The organism is Asticcacaulis sp. (assembly GCA_024707255.1).
In the GTDB taxonomy this organism is placed as follows: domain Bacteria; phylum Pseudomonadota; class Alphaproteobacteria; order Caulobacterales; family Caulobacteraceae; genus Asticcacaulis.
In genome coordinates this window covers 749,255-772,091 of the sequence record JANQAC010000002.1, presented here as the reverse complement: position 1 = coordinate 772,091, position 22,837 = coordinate 749,255, and the positions used below count along the sequence as shown (strand labels likewise).

Sequence of the window (22,837 nt, the reverse complement as noted above, 5' to 3'; positions counted from 1 at the left end):
CGCTGCGGAGCGAGGGAGTCGGGGAGGAAGCGCAATCGGTTGGGACGATTTGCGCCTTGTTAACAAGCTTGCTCGAAACGCGCCGCAGCAACCTGACAGGACTCCAGGCGCTAAGCTTATTGTACGACAATACACCTGTCCGCCAATTTCATCAAATATAATTTTATTTTTTGCCCATGAAACACATTTAAGCGCCGAAAACCAGGGCGATGCCGATGACCGCACCCCATATAACTAATTTATTTTATTCATATTTATGTGCAAAATATGCAAAAAGAAGGACCGCCTCCGCACATCGCCTATAAAATAGCTAAGTCATATTTTGCCACGCAACACTATCCAGTTGCCACTTGCTTTTAAAATTAAGATGGAACTTCCCGACCGCTGACATCGATCATAAACAGAGAAAAATTACCTTGCCCGATGAGCGATGCTTCAAGTCCCCTGTTCCATCCGCTGCAACTGAAGATTCGCCAGTTGGAACCGGACGCATAAATTTCCTAATGAACTTTATTTTTATTGATGCAATTACGTCTTCGCGTTACATAAAGCCAAAGATCTACGGCTAAGGAAGATAACGGCCGGCCATTCATCATGCAGGCAGGAATATGAATAAGATAAGCAAACGCAGCTTTCTGGGCGCCCCCCTCCTGGCGACAGTCGGCCTGGCAAGCGCTCCCCTGGCATTTGGCCAGGAAACCGCAAAATCCGGCGCTGATGGCGACTGCAAACCCGCCGAAAAGCCCGCTGAGTACAAGTTGCCGATCGCTTCCGGGCCGTTCGCGCCGGACATGGCCTCACTGGAGCAATATCACGCGCCGGAGTGGTTCCGCGACGCCAAGTTCGGCATCTGGGCCCATTGGGGGCCTCAGGCCGTGCCGCGCGCCGGCGACTGGTACGCCCGCCAGATGTACATTCCAGGGCATCCGCACTACGAACACCATCTCAAGACCTACGGGCATCCATCTGAGGTCGGCTACAAGGACATCATCCCCCTTTGGAAGGCGGAGAAATTCGATCCTGAAGCCCTGATGGACAAATACGTGGCGGCCGGCGCCAAATACTTCGTCAGCATGGGTGTACACCACGACAATTTCGACCTGTGGAACTCGAAGACCCACCGCTGGAACGCCGCCGCCATGGGTCCGAAACGCGATATCGTCGGTGCCTGGAAGGCGGCGGCAAAAAAACGCGGTTTGCGTTTCGGCGTCTCCGAGCATCTGGGCGCCAGCCACAACTGGTTCTATCCCAGCCATCTCTACGATCAGATGTGGCCGAAGCTGGGTGTCAATTATGACGGCGCCGATCCGCGATTCGCCGACCTTTATCACGACAATAAGGATGAGCCTTATCGCAGCACCGAAACCTGGTACACGCGCGACCCGGCCTATCACCAGATATGGTTCGACCGCATACGCGATCTGGTCGACAATTATCAGCCTGATCTGCTCTATTCGGACGGCGGTCTGCCCTTCGGCATTGTCGGGCGATCCCTCCTGTCGCACTTCTATAACAACGCCACAGACAAGACCGGGCGGACACAGGCGGTATATAACTGCAAGGCCTTCGGTTCGGGCGAATACAGCAGTAAGATGTGCGTCCAGGACGTGGAACGTGGCGTTCTCAAGGGCATCAATCCCCTGCCCTGGCAAACGGACACCTCGAACGGCGACTGGTTCTACAGCGACAACTATACCTACAAGACGGCGCCTGACGTCATCCATATGCTGGCCGACATCGTCAGCAAGAACGGCAATCTGCTGCTCAACATCGTTCTTTATCCCGATGGCAGCCTGCCGCCTGAATCGCAAAGCCTGCTCGATGAACTCGCAGCTTGGATGTCGGTCAACAGCGAAGCGATCCATGGCTCACGCCCGTGGAAAATCTACGGCGAAGGCCCGACCCAGACGACGGATGGCGCCTTCATGGAAAACAACACCTATACCGGCCAGGATATCCGTTTCACGACAAAGGGCGAAACGCTTTATGCCATTACGCTCGGCGATCCGGGCACGACATGCCAGATTGCCGCGCTCGGCCATAAGTCAGGGCATCTCAACCGGCCGGTCCGCAAGGTGCAACTCCTCGGACAGACGAAGCCCGTGTCCTTCCAGCAAACTGACGAAGCTCTTGTAGTGGCCATGCCGGCAAACCTGCCGACACGCCATGGCAGCGTGCTGAAACTGAGCCTATAACTTCCGGAGATGCCCATGTTTGACCGCCGCAGCCTGATCACCGGGGCGCTGGCCATGCCCTTCACTGCATCCGCGCTTATGGCCCAGACCGTAACCGACGAGCAGCGGTCCGCGCAAAAAACGGCTAATGCCGACCCGACCCTTGCGCCCGACCTATTGCTTCCGGAGCGCAAGATGGCCTGGTGGCGCGATGCCAAGTTCGGCGTCTTTGTTCATTGGGGGCTCTATGCCATTCCCGGTCGCGGCGAATGGTACATGTTCAACGAGAAGGTCGCGCCGGAAGATTACGCGAAACTCGCACAGGAATTCAACCCGCGCCACTATGATCCGGATAGCTGGGCCCGCCTGGCAAAAACCGGCGGCGCCCGCTACATGGTCATGACGGCGCGACACCATGACGGTTTCGCGCTGTGGGACAGTCCGGCAAGTTACGGTCATTATGATTCCATGCACGCGGCGGCCCACCGCGACCTGATCGCGCCCTATGTGAAAGCGGTGCGTCATCAGGGCCTGCGCGTCGGGCTCTATTATTCTCCGCTCGACTGGCGTTTCCCGGCCTATTTCCACCCTAAGGAAATGCCCGAAAACGCCGCCCTGTTCAAACAACAGACCTATGCCCAGGTCGAGGAACTGATGCGCAACTACGGCCATATCGACATCCTGTGGTGGGATGGCGGCTGGCTGGCGCACACCGGCACCGATGCCGACGCCGCGTGGTTCTGGGAGCCGGACAAGCTGAACCGCATGGTGCGAAAATACCAGCCGGATATCGTGATCAATCCGCGCTCCGGCTGGCAGGGCGATTTCGACATTTCCGAAGGGCCCAGCCCGATCACCGGCCCTATCCGGGCCCGCCCCTGGGAAAAAGCCTTTTCCATCAATACTGGCGCCTGGGGCTATACCCCCGAAGACAGCGTCATGACCACGGATCAACTCGTGCGGCTGCTCGTCGATGCCATTGTACGCAACGGCAATGTGATTGCCAATCTCGGCCCGGACCGTGACGGCCTTATCCCGCCCAAACAGGCCGAGACCCTGAAAGGCGTGGGGCTGTGGCTGAAGCGGCACGGCCGCGCTGTTTACGGTACACGACCGGGACCATTCCAGCCCGTGGATGGCGTCTATGGCGCCACCATGGCCGGCAAGAGCATCTTCGTTCATATTGTCGGCTGGCCGCAGGATCAACTGGTATTGCCGCCTCTGGCGGGCAAGATCGTCGATGTCCGGAATCTGTCGGGTGAGACGGTGAAGTGGTCCGCCACCAGCGACGGTCTTGCATTGTCCGTACCGCCGGCGTCGCGCGGCCCGGCCGTCACGGTCATCGAATTGCGGCTTGCCTGATCATAGATATCCAATATGGCCAGAAAAAAGTCTCCCGCGCCACGCCGCGGGAGCAGGCCAGTAATAAAATTCGGCGCCTTTCCAGGGAGAAGCAGGCGCCGCGCCAATTCTGACTCATATATTGCGTGGAGAGCCGGGAGACCCGCGAATGGATAAGTCAGGCATATAGAGACGACTCGGAAATGTCAAATATAAATCTTATTTTCACAAATGAATTTCTTACGTCGAAATTTGAGGTCGTTGATCGGGCCTATGCTCTCTGGAAAATGGGCTTATGCTGCAAAGTCCCTGCCTGATGACGCCGATGCAAACTCCATCATTACAAAAGCAGGCGTGGTGATGCGAACAGCAGTCTGAGCCTGGAGCCCCCCCTTTCTGGCGGTTGTGTTGACACCCCGATGAGTAAATTTCAAATTTAAATCTTTACTTCACATACAGTTTTCTCTTGACGACTGACGGCTTAATCGTTCTGATCCGGCCATCTGCTTTATGGCTTTCAAAGACGAGCGTTTTCATGACACCTCCTTCCCTGAACCGCCGGTCGGCGCTTTCCGGCCTCGCCCTGACCAGCGCCCTGACCGGTCTGGGCGGGCCTGCCTTTGCCGCGAAGGCCGCAGCGCGTCGCGCCGTGCTGGATTTGAGCCAGGCGACGCAGCCGCTCGACCGCTTCTTCGACCTGTCGGTCGGCGCGGATTACCCCGGCACGACGATCCGCGACGCCAATCTGGCGCAACTGAAGGAAGCGACCACAGAACTCGGCTTTCGCTATCTGCGTTTTCACGACATCTTCACCGATGCGCTCGGCACGGTGAAGATGCAGGACGACAAGCTGGTCTATGACTGGACCCGCATCGATTACCTGTACGATACGATGCTGAAGGACGGCATCAGGCCGTTTGTCGAGCTTGGCTTCACGCCCGATGCGCTCAAGACCTCCGACCAGACCATCTTCTACTGGAAGGGCAATACCTCGCACCCGCGTTTCGACCTGTGGAAGCAACTCGTCGACGCCTTTGCGCGCCATATGATCGAACGCCATGGGCTTGACGAGGTGCGGTCCTGGTTCTTCGAGGTCTGGAACGAACCGAACCTGGCGGGTTTCTGGCAATATGGCGATCAGGAAGCCTATTTCGCCCTCTATGGTTTGACCGCCCGCACCCTGAAGGCCATCGATCCGCAATTGCGTGTCGGTGGTCCGGCGACCGCAGGCGCCGGCTGGGTTCCTGAGTTTCTCGCCTACGCCAAGGCCACCAATACGCCTGTCGATTTCATCACCACACACACCTATGGCGTCGATTACGGCTATCTCGACGAAGAGGGCAAGATGGACCTGCAACTGTCCAAAAACCCCGACGCCATTATCGGCGACGTCAAAAAGGTCCGCGCCCAGATCGAGGCTTCGGCCTTTCCGGGCCTGCCGCTCTATTTCTCGGAATGGAGCACCAGCTACAATCCGCGCGACCTGAGCCATGATTCCTATATCGCCGCCCCCTATATTCTTAGCAAGCTGAAGGCCGTTCAGGGCATAGCGCAGGGCATGAGTTACTGGGTCTATTCCGACCTGTTCGAGGAGCCCGGTCCGCCGTCCAAGCCGTTCGAAGGCGGTTTCGGCCTGATGACCAAGGACGGCGTGCGCAAGTCGTCATGGTTCGCCTACAAATATCTGCACGCGCTGCAAGGCGATGAAATCCCCTGCGCCGACAAACAGGTCTGGGCGGCGCGCGATGGCGCGGCCGTTTCGGTCGTCGCCTGGGACTTCCAGTTGCCCGACCAGCAGGGCCGCAGCAATGGCACCTTCTTCAGCAAGCTCGTGCCTAATAAGCCGTCGCGGCCGCTCGAACTCGCCTTCGAGGGTTTGCAGCCCGGTGTGTATGATCTGAGCGTGCAGCGCACGGGTTATCGCAAGAACGACGCCTACAGCGCCTATATCGCCATGGGCGCGCCGGCGGCTCTGTCGCCGGATCAGCTACGTGACTTGCAGGCGCTGACGCTCGACCGCCCGGAATCTAAGCGCACGCTCAAGGTGGGCAGCGACGGCAAGGCGCAGGTCAAACTGGTCATGAACAGCAATGACATCGTGCTGGCGCGGCTGACGCCGAAAGCCTGACCCACTGCCGGGCGCGGCTTTGGGCCGCGCCCGGACACGTCCGCCTTATGGGGCCGCAGAGTTTTCCGAAACCGCATTCAGCGTCAGATATTGCGTCGGCAAACCTTCAACCTCGACCTCGACATGAATCTCGCCAGCCTCACGCAAACCGCGCAGCACGAAGGCGAGCTGGCCGCGGAAGGTGGTGCGCACGCCCGACTGGAAGCTTGAGGCGTCCATCGGATTGCCGTTGCCGATCCCGGCCAGTGTAGCGGCGCCCGATACATGCACCGTCACCTTGCGATCGCCGCTGCGGGCATAGATGGGCGTGCCGTTCTCATCGACCAGCTTGAGATTGGCATAGGCCGGTCTTCGCCATTGGCCCTGATCTGCGCCTTGTCGCTGCTGAGCTGCGCCACGGCGGGATCGCCGGCGGTGCGCAGTTCCCAGCGTCCCGCTTCTTGGCCGTCGCGATAGCCGACCGCGACCAGCCTGCCCGGCGCGTAAGGAACCGCATAGATCGCCTTATATTCTGTATCCACGCCGACAGCCTTGCGGCCCAGACTCTTGCCGTTCAGGAACAGCTCGACCTGCGGCAATTCGGAATAGACATCGACCTCCAGCGCCTTGCCCTCTTGACCGGGCCAGGTCCAGCTTGGATGCACGTCATCCAAGGACCAGTCGAGATGCGGCGGCGTAATCGGAAACAGGTGGCGGTCGGGCAGGTCTTCTGTGCCTTCCGGCTGGCGCACAAAGGCCGAGATCGGGTCGATGCCCGTCTTCCACAGCACCTCACGGTAATAGGCCGCCGGGCGCTTGCGGCCGATGGCGTCGATCTCGCCGCAATAGGCCAGGTGCCACGGATAGGGCCCCAGCTTCTGCCAGTCCTGGCTGTAGCCCATCCAGCCAATGCCGGTTTCACCAATATAATCAACCGCCGTCCAGACAAAGTCGCCGATCACCCACGGCATGGTCTCCACCGGCCGCCAGTACTGGAAAGCGTCCTTCGAGGTCGATTCCGAGGTGAACATGACGCGGTTCGGGAATTTCTCGTGGTCGCCGGCGAACAGATTGACGTGATAATTGTAGCCCGCCACATCGCCCGTGGCGAACTGCGCGTCGTCCAGTGGTGGCTCAGCGTTGACGGCTTGCGTTACCGGGCGCGACGGATCCAGCTTACGAACCAGCGCGGCCAGCTTATGACCGGTTTCGACACCCAATGGTATGCCGCTTTCCGGAATTTCATTGCCGATGCTCCAGAACAGCACGCTGGGGTGATTGCGCCCGCTGATCACAAGGCTGGTGATGTCCTGCTGCCAGTTGTCGGCGAAAAAGCGGGCATAATCCTTCGGACGCTTGTCCTTGTTCCAGGCGTCGAAAGCCTCATCGATAACGAGCATTCCCAGTTCGTCGGCAGCGTCCAGTGTGGCCTGGCTGGCAGGATTGTGGGCGTTGCGGATGGCGTTGTACCCGGCCGCCTTCATCAGCGCGACCTTGCGCGCATCGGCGTCGGGGAAACCCGCTGCGCCGAGCATATAGTTGTCATGGTGGATATTGCCGCCACGCAAAAGGACTGGCTGGCCGTTGATGCGCAGGCCGTTGACCGCATCGACGCTGATCGTGCGGATGCCGAAGCGGGTGCGGCGTTCGTCGACGACGGCGCCGTCGATGCGAACCCGCTGTACCAGGGTGTAGAGGTTGGGCGCATCCGTTGACCACAGGGCGGGTGACGGTACGGTCAGTTTTTGCGTTAACGGAACGCCGGCCTTTATCGAGGCAGAGAGCGGCATGGCAGAACGCGCCACGACTTCTCCGTTCGCCGCGACCACTTCGCTGACCAACTCCGCGGATTGCGGCTTTGAGGCACAGTTTGCAATGGTCGTCGCAACCGCCACCTCACCTGTCTGCGGCGTCGCCACCGGCGTGGTAATCGCCACGCTGTCCGGTTCAATATGGACGCAGTTCAGCAGGTCCAGAGACACTGGCCGGATCAGTCCAGTGCCGGCGTACCAGCGCGACGACGGGTCTTCATGATTCACGCGCACCGCGATCAGATTGTCGCCCGCGCGCAGCTTGCCGGTCAGATCGACCGAAAAGGCGGTGTAGCCGTAACGATGCGTAGCCACGGCCTGCCCGTTGACCCAGATTTCGGCATCCATGTAAACGGCTTCAAAGTTCAGCCGTGCTACCTGCCCTGCCTGTGCGGCATCCAGGTTCAGATGTTTGCGATACCAGACCACGCCACCCGGCAGATAACCGGAATCCTGCCCGGCTGTCGCCCCGGCATCGAAGGGCGTGCCGTCCGGGCCATCCATGATCGAGGCGTCATGCGGCGCAATCACAGGCGTCCAGTCCTGATCGTCATAGCCGCCTTTATCAGCCCCCTTGGCGTCACCCTTATGCACCCGCCAACCCTGCGACAGATTCAGATGTTCGGCATTCGCCGCCACGGGCTGCGCGGCGATCAGTGCAGCCAGGAGCAGAACGCTGGCGGAGGTCATGAATTTAAGCAACATCTTTCCTTTCGGAGATTTTCAGGGATTACTTTTGCGCCGGCGGCGCAGGGCTCAGGTCTGAAGCCGGCTGCCCCATGGCGACGCCACGGCCGGATGTGGTGATATAGACCAGTCCGTACTGACGGGGATCACCAATAACCTGGCCGCCCATGCCGCCGCCATACTGGTGGGCGTCGTCATTGATCCTGACCCATGACGCGCCGGCGTCATCGGAACGGAAGATTCCCCAGACGCCCTTATAGCGCCCCCACATATAAACGGCGGGATAGGTCTGGTCGGGCGCGCTCTTGCCGAAGCCGACCGCCGAAGCCTCGGAAATATCGGGCAACTGCTTGAACGGCGATTTGGGATCGGGCGAATGGAACAGACCCTGCGGCGTCGGCAGCCAGATGTCGCGCAGCCGTCCGGGCGCAGCGCGCGGTTTGGGGACCGGACGCCACGGATCGAGCACCGGCAGGCCGCTGGCGAAAACCGTAAAGCTGGCCCCGCCATCCCCGCTGGCGAGCATATTGCCCGCGCTGGCGTCATAGGCGTAGAAGACGCCTTCTGTGGAGCGATCCGAAAAGACCGGGAAGCTTCGTCCCTTGACCTGCGGAAAGCCTTTGGACGCCGTCCACGACTTGCCGCGATCCAGCGAATAATAGGCGTCGCCCTTACCGGTCACCCACACCATCTGGCCGCCTTTCGCCGAGACGGCGATGCGGCCCGGCGTGTACCAGCCGTCCGCATCGTGGGTGACGATGGGCGGAGATGACGGCATGTCCGACCAGTTCTTGCCGTTGTCGAGCGAGATCAGCCCGTGGGTCTTGGCCGCATCGCCGTCCGCGATGCGCGCCACCAGACCCGGATTCAGTTCAGCGAAATCGATCGAGCGGTTCGTCCCGGCGGCGGGCTGGAAATAGCCGCCTTCGGCGGGCGGCGAAGCGCTAAAGTCGAGATAACGGAAACCGCCGACATCGCCGACCGCCGCGATCAAATGCGCGCCAGCGGTCGGGCTGATCAGATCCAGCGGCGCCGTTTCCTCCAGATTATCGACCGCGAAGCGCCACGCGACAGCCTTGCCGGCATCGGCGTCGGTGAGATTCTGCGTCATCCACAATCCGTCGCCGGTTCCGTAAACCGCCTCATTTGCATCGAACGGATTGATGTCGATATCGGACATCCAGTGTCCCATGGCTTCCTTGCCGCCGCGACTGACCTCCATCCACGGAAAACCATCGGCGCTGTGATGCGAGGCGGCGCCCAGATCGGTCCAGTGCGCGCCGCCGTCCGTGCTGCGATAGGCCGTGTCGCCGCCCCACCACCGGTCCAGAGTCGTGGTCACCAGGGGAACCCGGCGCGCTGGCCGCCGCGCTGATCCCGGCATAGCAGAAGTCTGGCCCGCCGTTGCCGGGCTTTTGCGGCGTGATGTCGGTCCAGCTTCCCCTGGCCGTGTCGAGGCGCCAGACGGCGCCGTCCTTGCAATCATTTGGGCCGGGCCTGTCGGCGAAGGTGACATAAAGACGCTTGCCGTCGCCGTCGAAGGCGGCGTGATGTGCCATAAAGCCGGTCGGCGCGCCCTTGACGGCCTGCCATGAAGCCCCGCCGTCGTGGCTGACATAGAGGCTGGCGGATTTCGCATTCACGCCGGCATGGAGGGTCGGCGTCGCAGCGCCGTCTGCGCCCGACGCCGGATCGAACAGCACGAAGCTGACATACTTTTCCGGAAACGAAGACACATTGCTCCAACTCTTGCCGCCGTCATCGCTTTTCAGCAGGCCGCTCGTCGTCGTGCCGAGGAACAGAATGTCGCTTTTGTGGGGATCGACCTGCAGGCGCTCGCCGGTGTTGCGTCCGTCCTCATTACCACCCAGCTTGACCGGCAGGTCGGCTTTTTGCCAGGTCTGGCCGCGGTCGTCCGAACGCCAAACCGCGCCATTGCCCGCCCACTGGCTGGTATAAAGGCCGGTGGCAACATAGACCCTGTTCGCATCTTCAGGATCGAGCGCCAGACTGAAAACCCCCAGATCGTCGGCGCTGTTCATCCCGTCCAGCAGCGGAATCCACATCTGATCGTCGCCGTCCCAGCGATAGGCGCCGCCCACATCGGTGCGGGCGTAAAGCAGGCCCTTCTCCTTGGGGTGGTAGACGAAGCCATCGACAAATCCGCCGCCGCCCATAGGAGCCGTGGCCCAGATATAGGGCACGCTTTTAACTGTGGAGGTTTGCGCCAGGGTGCCGCTTGCCATCAAAGCCAACAGAGCCGCCCCCCAAAGGGCACTTAAACCTATGCGTTTCATCGCCTGCCTCGCTGCCCGTATTTTTATGAAACCGGAAAAATTTTCGACTATGCCAGCCGCCTCTTCGACACACTCTGCGTCGAACGAGGTGGTTTTGCCCTGCTCGAAACCCGTCTATATAATTATATTACATACAAATAACTTCAAATGTAAAATATATTTTCACATGCAAACCCGCATGAATAAATTGACAGGCAATCGAATGATCCTGACATTTGCGCGCATAATCCAGCTTATGCCTGTGTAGGCACCGAAATGAGTTCAATATGCCGGTATTTTTTTCGGATTACTCTTTTCCGCTGACGTTATTTTTTCTTTTCATATATGATCGCCATTGGTAAGACTCATCCATACCTGTGAAAACATCGCAAGGCGTTCATTTTCAAGGTCAATGCGCAGGCACAGAGGCATATCATGGCGAAGCTAAATCTATCTGTTCAGGACGACATAGACGAGAGCGAACTGAAATATCGCGCGCCGGCCCTGGAAAAGGGGCTGGATATCGTCGAGCTTCTTGCCGCCTCTCCCAAACCCATGCCGCCCCGTCAAATTTCGGAGCAGTTGAATCGGTCGGTGAGCGAATTATTCCGGATGATCGCGGTGCTTGAACACCGCGGTTACGTTGCCATGGCCGAAAACCAGAGCGGTTACGAACTGACCAACAAATTGTTTTCACTCGGCATGTCCCGTGGCGTCAGCAAAAATCTGCTCGATTACGCCATTCCTGCGATCCGGGCGCTCAGCGATGAGATTTTACAGGCGACGCACATCGTGGTCGCTTCCGATGACCAGGTTGTTGTCATCGGGCAGATGGACGCACCGGCCGCCCCCAGTTTTCATGTGCGCGTCGGTTATCGTCAGGAGATTGTCGAAGCGACCGCAGGCACCGTACTGTACGCCTTCCAGACCTCCGACGAGCAAGACGGCGTGGCGGAAAGCGCTGCAGCCCACAGTCTCCGAAAGTGAATGGGCACGTTTTGAACAGCAGGCCATACGCGCCAGGGAAAATGGTTTCCTCATCGCCCAAAGCGCCTATTCGGAGAGCATTACCGACATCGCCTGTCCGGTCTTCAACGATCGCGGCCTGGTTGCCGCCATCACCATACCGTACATTCGCAGCAAGCTGAGCATCAGTGTCGAAGACTGCGCGAACGCCCTGGTTGACACCTGCACCTCCCTGTCAAACGCATTGGGGGCGGCACCACGGGAAACCTTCTAGCTATCCATCAGGCTCTTACTGCCTGGAAGCCTGAACAAAAATTCCGAAGACCAGGGCTCTGAGTGTTCCGTCAACCGCAGGTCACCGCCGTGCGCCAGCGCGATCTGGCGGGCGAGGGACAGACCTATGCCGGCGCCTTCCGGCTTGGTCGTTATGAAGCCATGGAAAATGCGGTCCCGCATCGCCGGCTCTATCCCGGTGCCGTTATCCGCGATCACAATACCCATATCATTATCCACACGCCGCAGAGCAATGTTCACACGCCGCGGCCCGCTATTATCGCGCGTGGCCTCGGCCGCATTGGTCAGGACGTTGATCATCGCCTGCGCCATCAGGGCCTCGTCCATTTCCAGGGACGGCGCCCCCTCGTCTATCTCAAGGGTAACCATTACGCCCTTAGCCACGGCGCTCTGCTCAAATACACGCACGACATCCGCGACAAACCCTGAAACATCGACACGACGCAACTCAGGCTGCGGCAAACGCGCCAGCGAACGGTATCCCTCAACGAACCGCTTAAGGCCCCTGGCGCGCCGCTCAAGCAAGGCCAGCGCTTCCCTGGCGGACTGTACGTCTTCGGGCGCCTCGCCCTCAAGGTAGTGTTGTGCCGTCTCGGCGAGAGAGGCGACCGGCGTCAGCGAATTCATGATTTCGTGACTGATGACCCTCAAGGTATCCCCCAGGGCCGTGGCCTCCGCTATGCGCATCTCGGCCTGAATATCCGTCAGGCTGATAAATCGCTCCTTGCGTTTCTCAAAAGACAGTTCGCTGACCCCAAGGGCATAGATGCTGTCAAAAAGCCGGATCGAGGACCGTGCCCCTCTTTCCGCACGCATCACCGCCGTCACCAGCGCCGGCGGAGGATCGCTTATAAAATCATCCACCCGAAAAAGCCGACGCGCCGCCAGGTTCAGAGCATAATAGCCCTCGCCTTCGACAGACCTTAACAATGGCACCGGCACCTGATCCAGCAGGGCTGAAAGGGTTGGCGGCGTCGCTTCGGGATGGCTGCGAGGCTCGGCGGAATCATCCTTCTGGGGCCTCCAGGTCTCTCTGACGGCGAAGAGCACCACCGCGCTTACAGCCAGCCCCAGAAGACACAAGGCCATATTGGCCCACATCTGATCGCGCGCCGACGTGAACGCCAGGATCGCGGTCATCGCCACGCCCACGACACCCATAAATTTGATGATCACGCCCCTAAAGACCATGGCGGCTCATTCGGCGGTAGAGGGTCTGCCGTGTCACGCCCAGTTCGGCGGCAGCCTTGGTGACATTGAAATTGTGGCGCTTGAGGGCCGACTCGATAACGAATTTTTCCGTGGTTTCCAGACTTGAGACGGTGGTTCGGAGGTCGATATCCTGAATGGACGGTATGTGCAGGTCGTTCGGCCCCAGCACCGGCCCGTCCGTTTCGATGATCGCACGCTCCATGACCTGACGCAGCGCGTGCAGATTGTCGCTCCACACAGCCGCCTTGAGATGCGCGATAGCTTCCGGGGTCAGGGTGCGATGTGAGAGATTTTGCCTGTAGGCGCACAGGTTGGCGAAATGCTCGGCCAAAACACCGATATCGCCAGTACGTTCCGCCAGGGTGGGCAGATTGATTTCAAGGGTACTGAGTGCATAAACGAGACCACGCGGCAGATCCATGTCGCCGCGCCCTCTCACTGAGGTTGCGACCACACGCACATTACGGCGCTCAAACCCAGGCAGCCAGTCCAGCAAGGCCTGATGAAAACCGCTATCGAGCCTTTCAATCGCTTCAATAATCAGAGTGGCGTCCCGCAGCTCTTCGGGCGCAATCGTCGAGATCGATGACGCGTCAACCACTTTGAGATGCGCCCGCCCGGAGCGGTTATGCAGGGCGCGGGCGATATGCGATTTTCCTGTTCCTGGCGCCCCCGACAATAAGACCGGGACCGTCAGCGGCGCGTAGCGGTCCACCAGCGCCTTGATACGCGTCATGGCCTCGGTGTCCCCGATAATGAATTCCGCGTCGGAAACCGATGGCGGCTCTGAAATCGGACCGATGTCTGCACTCGGGTTTCGCAGCCCCTGCCCAAGCCCCTCTTCGATTGCGGCGATGAATTTGTCGTTGCTCCACGGCTTCATGATGAAGTTGGTGGCGCCGGCCCTCAGGGCGCGAACAGCAACAGTCAGTCCGCTGTGACCGGTCACGACCAGCACGGGTACGCCCGGCGCATAGCGACGCAACTCCTGCAAGCTGGCGAGGCCCTCCTCACCTGAAGTCTGAGCCTGGGAAAAATTGAGGTCGAGCAGGATCAGATCGACAGCCTGTGCAGACAACAACGCATAGGCCTGTCCCGGCGAACCAGCCTTGAGAAGGGTATAGCCTGCCCTGTTAAGCAACAACTCCGCCGTCTTGAGGACATCGGCGTCGTCATCGATAAACAGCAGGGTTTTATGCGTTTGCGGCATGTACGATTCCGGACAATTCGGACACTTGATGCGTCAAAATTCACTCGAATTAGGAAAAAGTCAAATAAAATTGACGCCTTAGCTTATTTTTGGAAATCCGCTAAACTGTCAAAAAGAACAAAGATACGGACAACGCGGAGGAAGCCACATGATGATGACCCAAAGAAGTGCTTTTGTCTTGAATGCGCCATGCGAGGACATGACGGACTGCGCAAGGCCGGTTCTGGATCAGCTCGCGGAGACCCTGCAACAGTCCTGCCAGCTTGTCGTGCGCCAGGAAGGCAGCTTCCATGTCAGGCATCAGAGCGTTCCGTCGGCCGCTTTCTATGTCAACATGCCCATAGGGATGGTTTACGAGGTTCAGGACACCGGAAACACTGTCTCTGATCAGCCATATAAGGCCGACCAACAACCGAACCCCAACCTGCCTGACATTACGGATGTCTATGCCCCCATCTTCCAGGGCACGAAGCAGGTCGCCCTTCTTGTGTCGTCCTGCGTGAAGCGTCGCAACGGGCCATCCCTGGAAGAGTGCCGGGCGCAGGTCGCGGCGGCCGCAAACCGCCTGAGCCAATCCTTTATTGCACAGTCCCTGGTGGCTTAACTTACCGCAAAACCTGTATTAAGCTCGTTGACCAGACGCGCCTTGCGGCTCCCAGGGTTTCCAATTGCCAGCGCAAAACACAGTATCGGATACGACCGCGCCCCTCATAAGTTTGAGGGGCGTGAATTTCTCCTATCGAGCCGCCGGCCGTCGCGTCGACGCTCTGCGTGACATCACGCTCGATGTCGAACGCGGTGAGTTCGTTTCCATTTGCGGTCCCTCCGGTTGCGGCAAATCCACCCTGCTTAACATCATGGGCACTCTGGATCGCCCGGAGACGGGCAGCGTATTGTTCCACGGCCAGAACGTCGCCGATGCCGCGCCGGGCGCACTGGCCCGGTTGCGCGCCTTTGACATCGGCTTCATTTTTCAGAGCTTCAACCTGATCGATAGTCTCAGCGTTTACGAGAATATCAAGCTGGCCCTGCTCTACCGACACAAACCGGACTTCCATATCGATGAACGGGTCCAGGAGGTCATGGACCTTGTCGGCATCGCCCACAGGGCCAATCACTTGCCAAACCAGCTTTCCGGCGGGCAGCAACAGCGCTGCGCCATTGCCCGTGCCATAGTGGGCAAGCCGTCGATCATTCTTGCCGACGAACCGACAGGAAATCTGGATTCCGAAAATGCCGCGCAGATTTTCAGCATCCTGAAAGCCGTCAATGCCGAAGGATGTACCCTTGTTATCGTGACGCACGCGCCGGCGCAGGCCGATCAGGCCGAACGCATTGTTGAAATGCTGGATGGCAAGATTCAGTTCACCCGCCGGCGCCTGTCATGATGCGCCTGGCGCAAGGTTTCGGGCAGCCCGGCCGGATACTGAGCCGGTACTGGGGCATGAGCCTGCTGAAAGTCCTGGGGCTGGCGATTGGCTTTGCCGCAGCCTTCATCGTTGCGCTGGAAGTCAGAAGCGAACTCGGCTTTGATCGTTTCATAGCCGATGCGGACAACGTCTATCTCCTCAGAACCCTCTATGCACCCGATGGCCCCGAACAGGTCAGCAGCGACCAATCGCCTGCCGGCATGGCCAAATGGCTGGCCAGGGACAACTCCTCGATAGACGCCGCATCGCGTCTGGTCACGGCCGAGTGGCCGATGCGGACGCCGCGCATCACGACGCAGCAGCCGTTCTACTGGGCGGACTCCAACTTCTTCGACCTGGTGCCCTTCAAAGCCGTTTCCGGGGATTTAAGCCAGGCCCTGCAGAAGCCCGACAGCATGGTATTGACGCAGAAAATGGCGCGGACTTTTTTCGGACGCGAGGACGTCGTCGGACAAACCGTCATGTTGAGCGACTGGCTGCCCGTTACCGTCACGGCCGTGCTTGCCGATTTTCCCGATAATACCAGCTTCAACCGCCAGGTCTTCATTTCCAGCGAAGCGGGTTACAGTATGCTTTCCATCCTGGACACGCATCCGGAATGGAACTGGACCTCCTGCCTGACCTTCGTGCGCCTGAAACCCGGCGCAACAGCTTCTGTGCCGGCGCTCAGCGCGCTGGCGACCCGCCACGGCATTTCGTCACGCGAGCGTCCCATGACGTTTGAAATCGTCGCCCTGCCCAGGGTTCACTTCCTGCCGAGGGCCGATGCCCCGATCGCACCGCGCGGACACCCCGATACAATTATCGCCATGATCGCCGTGGCCGTTCTCATTGTTGTGCTGGCCGTGGTCAATTTCAGTGAACTGATGGCCATACAGATCGATGAACGGCGTCATGAGATGGCGATCCGCAAAACCCTGGGGGCGAAGACGCACGAGATATGCCTTCAGGTTCTGATCGAAGCCGCCATCCTGGTCGCGCTGGCACTGGTACTGGCCGCCGCCGCCGTTGAGCGTTTCCTGCCCGTACTTGACCCGATTATGCGCATAGGCCGGTCCCCCTGGTCCGAAGCCTGGTTTTTATGGGGAAGCTTGTCGGTCGGTTTCATAATCGCCATGTTGGCCGCCTTGTATCCCGCCCTGGCCCTGGCATCCGCCCACCCCCGCCTCAGCCGAAATCGCCCCGCGTCATCGAGCGGTCCCTCATTGTCGCGCACATTGTGGACGGTGGCCCGCTTTTCTTTGCTGATTTTGCTGCTGATGACCTCCTATACCGTCTATCAGCAATGGCGGTTTGCGACGAGCGATGCGCTGAACCATGATGCCAGCCGCATCCTGCTGATCAATACGTCTTCCGATGTACCGGCGGACTTAAGCCTCAGGCAGCCCCTGCTGACATTGAAGGGCGTTGAAAGAGCCACCTACTCACGAAGCCTTCCCGAACAAAGCAACATCTGGCCGGACTGGTTTCGCAGAGCGGATGGACAGATTATCCGGGCGCAGCGGCAATCCGTCGATCCGCATTTCTTTGAGTTTTACGACGTGCGGCGTCTTGCCGGCCGGACCTTTTCAACCACCTACGCGGAACTGACACCGGCGCGGGACGTGGTGATCAACCGGGCCGCCCTGCAGGCGCTTGGCTTCAAGGCGCCACAGGACGCCATTGGCCACGACATAAACCTGGCGCGTAACAATGGTGATATTGTCTCACATGTCATTGGCGTAGTCGACAATATACGTCTGGCGGATGTCCGCGAACCCGCACCGCCGATGATTTTCGATAATCAGTCGGCCTTCTTTAGTCGCCTGAGCGTGAAACTGGTGCCAGGCACCGAGGCAGAGACTCTGGATCAGATCGACCGTATCTGGAAACAGGCCTATCCAAGAGCCGGCCCGCTGGAAAGGCAGTTCTATTCGGAATATGTCCGTGCCGAATACGCTGACATGTACCAGCAATGGTATGTCTTCGGACTGTTGTCGGTTATCGGCGTGACCGTTTGCATATTCGGCCTGATCGGTCTGTCCATCCACATTTACAGGACGGATCGCAAGGAAATTGCCATACGTAATGCGCTCGGCGCCAGCAAGGCCGATTTGATCGCGCTCCGGCTGAAACCCTATCTGCGGCCGCTTCTGATCGCCAATCTGATCGCGGGGCCATTCGCATGGGGTATCGCCGTTACCTGGCTGCATACCTTCGCGCTGCATGTGAACCCCAGTTGGCTGGCCTTCTTTCTGGCGAGCGCCTCCACATTTCTCATCGCCTTCGGCACCCTGGCGATCCATACGGCGCTGGCGCAACCCGCCCGGTCAAGCAGCCCATTGAGAAATCTGGAATGATCGCATTTATATTTGAATTATAACTTTATATATAATACAAATAAGCCAAATATATTTAACTAAAGGGGAAAAGATGAAATTCATGAACAGCCTGATGGCGTCCTTACTGATCGCCACAGCCATCCCCTGCACGGTTCAAGCGAAGGCGGCGGCAGAGCATTCCGGCTGGCCCGGCCCTGGACAATTGTTCGTCGGCACCTGCTATCAGCCCGTCGACCGGAGTCCTGAGCAAATTCACCGTGACATTGCGCTCATGAAGAAGGCCGGGTTCAATATTGTGCGCATGGGCGACCTGTCGTGGGATTATTTTGAACCCGAAGAAGGCGTCTACGATTTCAAGGCGTTTGACGCCGTTCTGGCCGAGATGAAGGCCAATGGCATCCGCGTTATCCTCGATATCCCCGGCCTGCCCGCACCCTTATGGCTGCATCGAAAATATCCGGGGGTCGATCTTGTTGCGCAGAATGGCACACGGCTCAACCCAGCCGAACGCTATATGGACAATATCAGCGATCCCGATTACCGGCGCCTTGTGACCGATTTCGCCGATACGCTGACAAAAAGATACGGCGCCGATCCCACGGTGATAGCCATCGGTTTCGATAACGAAATCGGCAACGGCTTCATGTCGTATTCGGAGGCCGACAGGCAACGCTTCATTACCTGGCTCAAGGCCCGTTACGGAGACCTGCCCAGCCTCAACAAGGCCTGGGCGACACAGCGCTGGTCGAGACGCATCAGTGCCTGGGATGAGGTTCAGTTGCCCTATGGTGATGGTCCGGGGCCGGCAGAACGCTACCTGGACCTGCATCGTTACTGGTCGGATGTGACCATCGGCGCCCTCAAGGATCTGGAGGCCATTCGCCAGCGTAACGCACCGGAAAAGCCGGCGATTTCCAATTTGTGGGACAGCTCCGATCGCAAGGGCTTCGACTATCTCTCGACCTATCGCCAATATGTCAATTACGGCGCCTACGGCTATTACAACGGCGACCCCATCAGCGGCGGCTTTGAGACATCGATGATGCGCGGGGCCCTGACTACCCCCGTCTGGTTCAACGAATTTCAGGCCGGTGGCGGTGGTTTTTACGGCAGCAAGGGCCGGTCGCGCATGTGGGCCTATTTTGGCCTCCTCAATGGCGGGCAAGCCGTCCTCGCCTGGACGTTCAACAGTCATCTCGGCGGAGAGGAACAGGCCCTCTTCGGACTGATCGATCACGACGACACGCCTTCCTGGAAGCTTGATGAATTTGGTGCCATCGCCCAGGAATTCCGCACAATGCAAACCCTTGGATTCCCCCGGCAGGTTTCGCCTGAAGTGGCTGTCGACTACTCGTTCGACGCCCGCATCGCCTCCAATCCAAACGGTCCCAGCAATACGGTGCGCGCCTACTACACCACGCCCTACCTGACGCAGAAGCACAACGCCTTCGCGCCGCTTTATAACGACAATATCGACGTGGCGGTGATCAATGTCGCGCACGAGGATTTGAGCCGATACAAGCTTGTGGTCGTGGCGGGCGAATACCTGATGGACCCAAAAGCGACCGACGCGATCCGCACCTATGTCGCCAATGGTGGCACGGTTGTGATGACGGCCTTATCCGACAAGGCCGACGGCACCGGTCAATGGCACGACACACCCTTGCCGGGTAGGCTTTCCGATGTCTTCGGCCTGAAAACAAATGCATTTTATCGCACCGACACGCCGCTGACCGGCCGGATTGGCGACACGGATTTCAGCACCACGATCAATTTCTACGAAGTGCTCGAACCATCGACCGCAAAAGTCATAGCCCGGTTTTCAAATGTTGAGGGATCGCCGCCCGTCATAACCGTGAACACCTACGGCAAGGGCCGTGCGATCTATGTGGCCACGCCCGCTCAGACGTCGGTCATGGCGCCGTTATACGAAAGCCTGTATGCCGACCTGAAAATCGCCGTCGGGCCTAAAACACCCGAAGGGGTCTATGCCCGTGAGGTGAACGGCCGGACCCTGTATGTAAACACAACCACCACCGATAAGGTCGTGCCGATTTCCGGTCAGAAAACAGGGCTCGTTACACATACGACCTGGAACAGGGAGATACATTTGGGGCCCTATGGTGTTGACCTGGTGCAATAGGCAAAAAGTACGACAAAACGGCATCACTTTTAAAAGAAGTGGGCGACAGTAAATATTTTATTTGCAAAATAATATTTTACTGACAAATTAACCGTAACCCCATGCGTTCAGCTTTCTGATCAAACGCACAACAAAAATATCGAGGAAACCAAATGATACTTGGCAGGCGTGCATTTCTTTTGTCGACAGTGGCCATCGCCGGCACATGCAGCGCGTGCGGCGGCGGAGGCTCCGGGTCATCTGGCTCGTCTGGCGGTTCTTCTGGCAGCTCGTCGGGTGGCGGATCTTCGTCGTCGTCGTCGTCTTCCTCGTCCTCCTCATCTTCTTCGAGTTCATCATCCGCAGGCCTTTACCCGGATTACAATACGAGCTCGCTGGCCGCGGATTCCACCGGCATGACCAGCACCGCGGCTCAGATTTCCAGCAAAATCAAACTGGCCATCAACATCGGCAATACGATGGAAGCCATTGGCGGTGAAACCGCCTGGGGTAACCCGATGATTACCCAGGATCTGGTGAATAAGTACAAATCACTGGGCTTCGATGCCATTCGCCTGCCTTGCGCATGGGACCAGTATGCCGACCAGACCACCGCCAAGATTTCTGCCACCTGGCTCGATCGGGTGAAGACGGTCGTGCAATACTGTATGAATGCCGATCTTTATGTCGTGCTGAACATACACTGGGATGGCGGCTGGCTGGAGAGCCATATCGACGACGCCAGTAAGGCGGCCGTCTCGGCCAAGCAAAAAGCCTTCTGGGAGCAGATCGCTACCCATCTGCGCGATTTCGACGAGCGCCTGGTGCTTGCCAGCGCGAACGAACCCGCCGCCGACAAGGTGGCGCAGATGGATGCGCTGATGACCTATCATCAGGCCTGTATCGACGCGGTCCGCTCCACAGGCGGCCGGAATGCCTACCGCACCATAGTCGTTCAGTCACCCAGCACCAGTACGGAATATGCGGTTTCGCTGTGGACGAACATGCCGACGGATACTGTGGCAAACCGTCTTATGTTCGAAATCCACTACTATACCCCCTCACAGTTCGCCATCATCAGCGAGGATCAGTCCTGGGGCAAGATGTTCTATTACTGGGGTAAGGATAACCATTCGACCATCGAGCCCGACCGCAATGCGACCTGGGGCGAGGAAGACTATGTCGATCAGCAGATGCTGGCGATGAAAACGCATTTCGTTGACCAGGGCATCCCCGTTATCATGGGCGAGTATGGCGCCTGGCGCAAAACCACGCCGCTCGACCTGCCGAAACACAATGCCTCAGTGACCTACTGGAACAAGTACGTGACCCAACAGGCGCTGGCTAATGGCGTGGTGCCGTTCCTCTGGGACACCGGCAGCCTGATCGATCGAACCACCCTCGCCGTCAAGGATGCGGATATTCTCGACGCCCTCCCTCACGGCCGCCGGCAAGAAATAAAGCTGTGTCGCGATCGTCAATTGGTTTTCTGCTAACCAGGTAAAAGCGCTCCGGATATCTCCGGAGCGCCGGCTTCGGCTGATCACCCGATAATGATCATTACAGGAAACCAATAATCATGCGGCAGCGCTTGTCGACCCTTCCCTAGCCTGCGAGGCCCAAACTATTTTTTCGCCATTATTCGATTGATAAAACATAATAATTTTCAAAATCGGCAATAATGCTGCAAATTTGAGACGCCGCTACAGCGGTTTACAAACGAAAAAAGTGGTGCAATTGCACCGTCATTTTCGTTCAGGTTACTGATTTTAATTGAGGCACTCGAAGAGATTGATGCACGTTGTTTTTGCAATACTTATCCCTTTAGGGCGCCTGCGGCGTCGGTCGCCCTTTCGGGTCGGCCTTTCATTACAAATCGGGGAGGCGCTGCAAACATAACAAACCGCTCGTGGCCACGAAAGCCCAAATGGCCAGCGCCCGTAGCGAAGAGCCGAGTGATAAGAACCTGGCTGTTTCACGGCTTATTTGATCTTTTCCTGCAGACGCGCCATAAGGTCGGCGATAATTTGTCGCATGACGCGCCAAAATCCATCGAATTGAAAGCCTGACTACCCAATGGCCGTTTCTTCGCAAGATCCTGATGAAAAAACCCGCAAGTCACCGGTATACAGCGCGCCCGCCCTTGAAAAGGGCTTCACAATTCTGGAGCTCCTTTCCGAATTTCCCGGTGGCCTGACCATCACCGAAATGGCTGGCAAGCTGGGCCTGTCTGTCAGCGAAATCTTTCGTGTTATCATGGTCATGGAAAGACAAGGCTGGATCAAACGCCATGCCGGCGACCGGTTTCGCGTGACCTTGCGTCTGCTGGAAATGGGCTTCAAGGCCACGCCCGTCGACGATCTGGTTCAGACGGCGGCCCCGTTCATGCGCGAGCTTTCCTACCGAATCGAACAGTCCTGCCACCTCGCCGTGCGCAACGGTGACCGCGGAATGATCGTATATCGCCAGCAGACTCCTGGTCCTACCGTGTTTGCCACACGCGTTGGCGCCGAGATCGCCTTGCCGGCCACATGCTCCGGTCACGTCCTGCTTGCCTTCGATGCTGTCAACGACGGACCGCGCGTTGGCGAAGTCAGTATCGATCCCGCGCTGGAAAATACGCTGCGCAAAATTCGGACCCGCGGCTACGAGATGATGAAAAGCACCCGCACGGTCGGCGTTACGGACATGAGCTGTCCGGTTTTTGGCGGGAATGGTGTTGCCCTCGCCGCGCTCACAGTGCCCTTTCTGCAATTGATAGACGGCACACAAAAGGTCGATCGTGAGGAAGCACGGCTAATTCTGCAGGAAACGACCCGCCAGATTTCGGAAGAACTGGGCGCCATCCGCTGCTGATGCAGCATTCTTGCCGGCGGCTGTTCGTCT

Annotated in this window: 15 protein-coding genes; 10 read left to right on the top strand and 5 right to left on the bottom strand. The window is 58.4% G+C overall.

Features of this window, described 5'->3' with window-relative positions; all coding sequences use genetic code 11:
• Positions 1-608: 608 nt before the first annotated feature.
• The 3 genes from NVV72_14880 (at position 609) to NVV72_14870 (ending at position 5,643) form a co-directional block, all read left to right on the top strand.
• The gene (locus NVV72_14880; protein MCR6660557.1) at positions 609-2,195 is read left to right on the top strand and encodes an alpha-L-fucosidase; all 1,587 of its coding nucleotides are present in this window, start codon (positions 609-611) and stop codon (positions 2,193-2,195) included.
• A 15-nt stretch (positions 2,196-2,210) separates the two neighbouring features.
• Positions 2,211-3,536, top strand: a complete 1,326-nt coding sequence (locus NVV72_14875) for an alpha-L-fucosidase (GenBank protein ID MCR6660556.1) — start codon at positions 2,211-2,213, stop codon at positions 3,534-3,536.
• 514 nt (positions 3,537-4,050) lie between these two features.
• The gene (locus NVV72_14870) at positions 4,051-5,643 is read left to right on the top strand and encodes a beta-xylosidase (GenBank protein MCR6660555.1); all 1,593 of its coding nucleotides are present in this window, start codon (positions 4,051-4,053) and stop codon (positions 5,641-5,643) included.
• Between the two features lie 45 nt (positions 5,644-5,688).
• On the opposite strand, the gene NVV72_14865 is transcribed toward NVV72_14870, so the two are convergent.
• The 3 genes from NVV72_14865 to NVV72_14855 are packed head-to-tail and all read right to left on the bottom strand — an operon-like array spanning position 5,689 to position 9,462.
• Positions 5,689-5,946, bottom strand: a complete 258-nt coding sequence (locus NVV72_14865) for a hypothetical protein (GenBank protein MCR6660554.1) — start codon at positions 5,944-5,946, stop codon at positions 5,689-5,691.
• A complete protein-coding gene (locus NVV72_14860; protein MCR6660553.1) occupies positions 5,916-8,123 on the bottom strand; it encodes a glycoside hydrolase family 2 protein in 2,208 nt (735 codons plus the stop codon). Before NVV72_14860 ends, NVV72_14865 begins: the two co-directional genes overlap by 31 nt.
• A gap of 40 nt (positions 8,124-8,163) precedes the next feature.
• The gene (locus tag NVV72_14855; protein ID MCR6660552.1) at positions 8,164-9,462 is read right to left on the bottom strand and encodes a glycoside hydrolase; all 1,299 of its coding nucleotides are present in this window, start codon (positions 9,460-9,462) and stop codon (positions 8,164-8,166) included.
• A gap of 1,369 nt (positions 9,463-10,831) precedes the next feature.
• Here NVV72_14855 and NVV72_14850 point away from each other — a divergent pair.
• A complete protein-coding gene (locus tag NVV72_14850; protein ID MCR6660551.1) occupies positions 10,832-11,383 on the top strand; it encodes a helix-turn-helix domain-containing protein in 552 nt (183 codons plus the stop codon).
• A gap of 249 nt (positions 11,384-11,632) precedes the next feature.
• Here NVV72_14850 and NVV72_14845 read toward each other — a convergent pair whose 3' ends face one another.
• Together NVV72_14845 and NVV72_14840 are read right to left on the bottom strand one after the other, a co-directional pair.
• Positions 11,633-12,832 carry a HAMP domain-containing histidine kinase gene (locus tag NVV72_14845; GenBank protein MCR6660550.1) on the bottom strand — a complete coding sequence of 400 codons (1,200 nt, stop codon included), beginning with the start codon at positions 12,830-12,832 and terminating at the stop codon, positions 11,633-11,635.
• Between the two features lie 4 nt (positions 12,833-12,836).
• Positions 12,837-14,078, bottom strand: a complete 1,242-nt coding sequence (locus NVV72_14840; GenBank protein ID MCR6660549.1) for a response regulator — start codon at positions 14,076-14,078, stop codon at positions 12,837-12,839.
• A gap of 148 nt (positions 14,079-14,226) precedes the next feature.
• On the opposite strand from NVV72_14840, the gene NVV72_14835 reads away from it, so the two are divergent.
• The 6 genes from NVV72_14835 to NVV72_14810 all read left to right on the top strand — a co-directional run bounded on the left by NVV72_14835 (position 14,227) and on the right by NVV72_14810 (position 22,807).
• Positions 14,227-14,682: a hypothetical protein gene (locus NVV72_14835; protein ID MCR6660548.1), complete on the top strand. Its 456-nt coding sequence runs from the start codon at positions 14,227-14,229 to the stop codon at positions 14,680-14,682.
• Positions 14,683-14,803: 121 nt separating this feature from the next.
• A complete protein-coding gene (locus NVV72_14830) occupies positions 14,804-15,466 on the top strand; it encodes an ABC transporter ATP-binding protein (protein ID MCR6660547.1) in 663 nt (220 codons plus the stop codon).
• Entirely contained in the window at positions 15,463-17,847 is a 2,385-nt protein-coding gene (locus NVV72_14825; protein MCR6660546.1) for an ABC transporter permease, read from the top strand. Before NVV72_14830 ends, NVV72_14825 begins: the two co-directional genes overlap by 4 nt.
• Before the next feature lie 73 nt (positions 17,848-17,920).
• On the top strand, positions 17,921-19,972 hold the full coding sequence (locus NVV72_14820) for a beta-galactosidase (GenBank protein ID MCR6660545.1): 2,052 nt from the start codon (positions 17,921-17,923) through the stop codon (positions 19,970-19,972).
• 395 nt (positions 19,973-20,367) lie between these two features.
• Positions 20,368-21,447, top strand: a complete 1,080-nt coding sequence (locus NVV72_14815) for a glycoside hydrolase family 5 protein (protein MCR6660544.1) — start codon at positions 20,368-20,370, stop codon at positions 21,445-21,447.
• A gap of 580 nt (positions 21,448-22,027) precedes the next feature.
• The gene (locus NVV72_14810) at positions 22,028-22,807 is read left to right on the top strand and encodes an IclR family transcriptional regulator (GenBank protein MCR6660543.1); all 780 of its coding nucleotides are present in this window, start codon (positions 22,028-22,030) and stop codon (positions 22,805-22,807) included.
• The last annotated feature ends 30 nt before the right edge of the window (positions 22,808-22,837 follow it).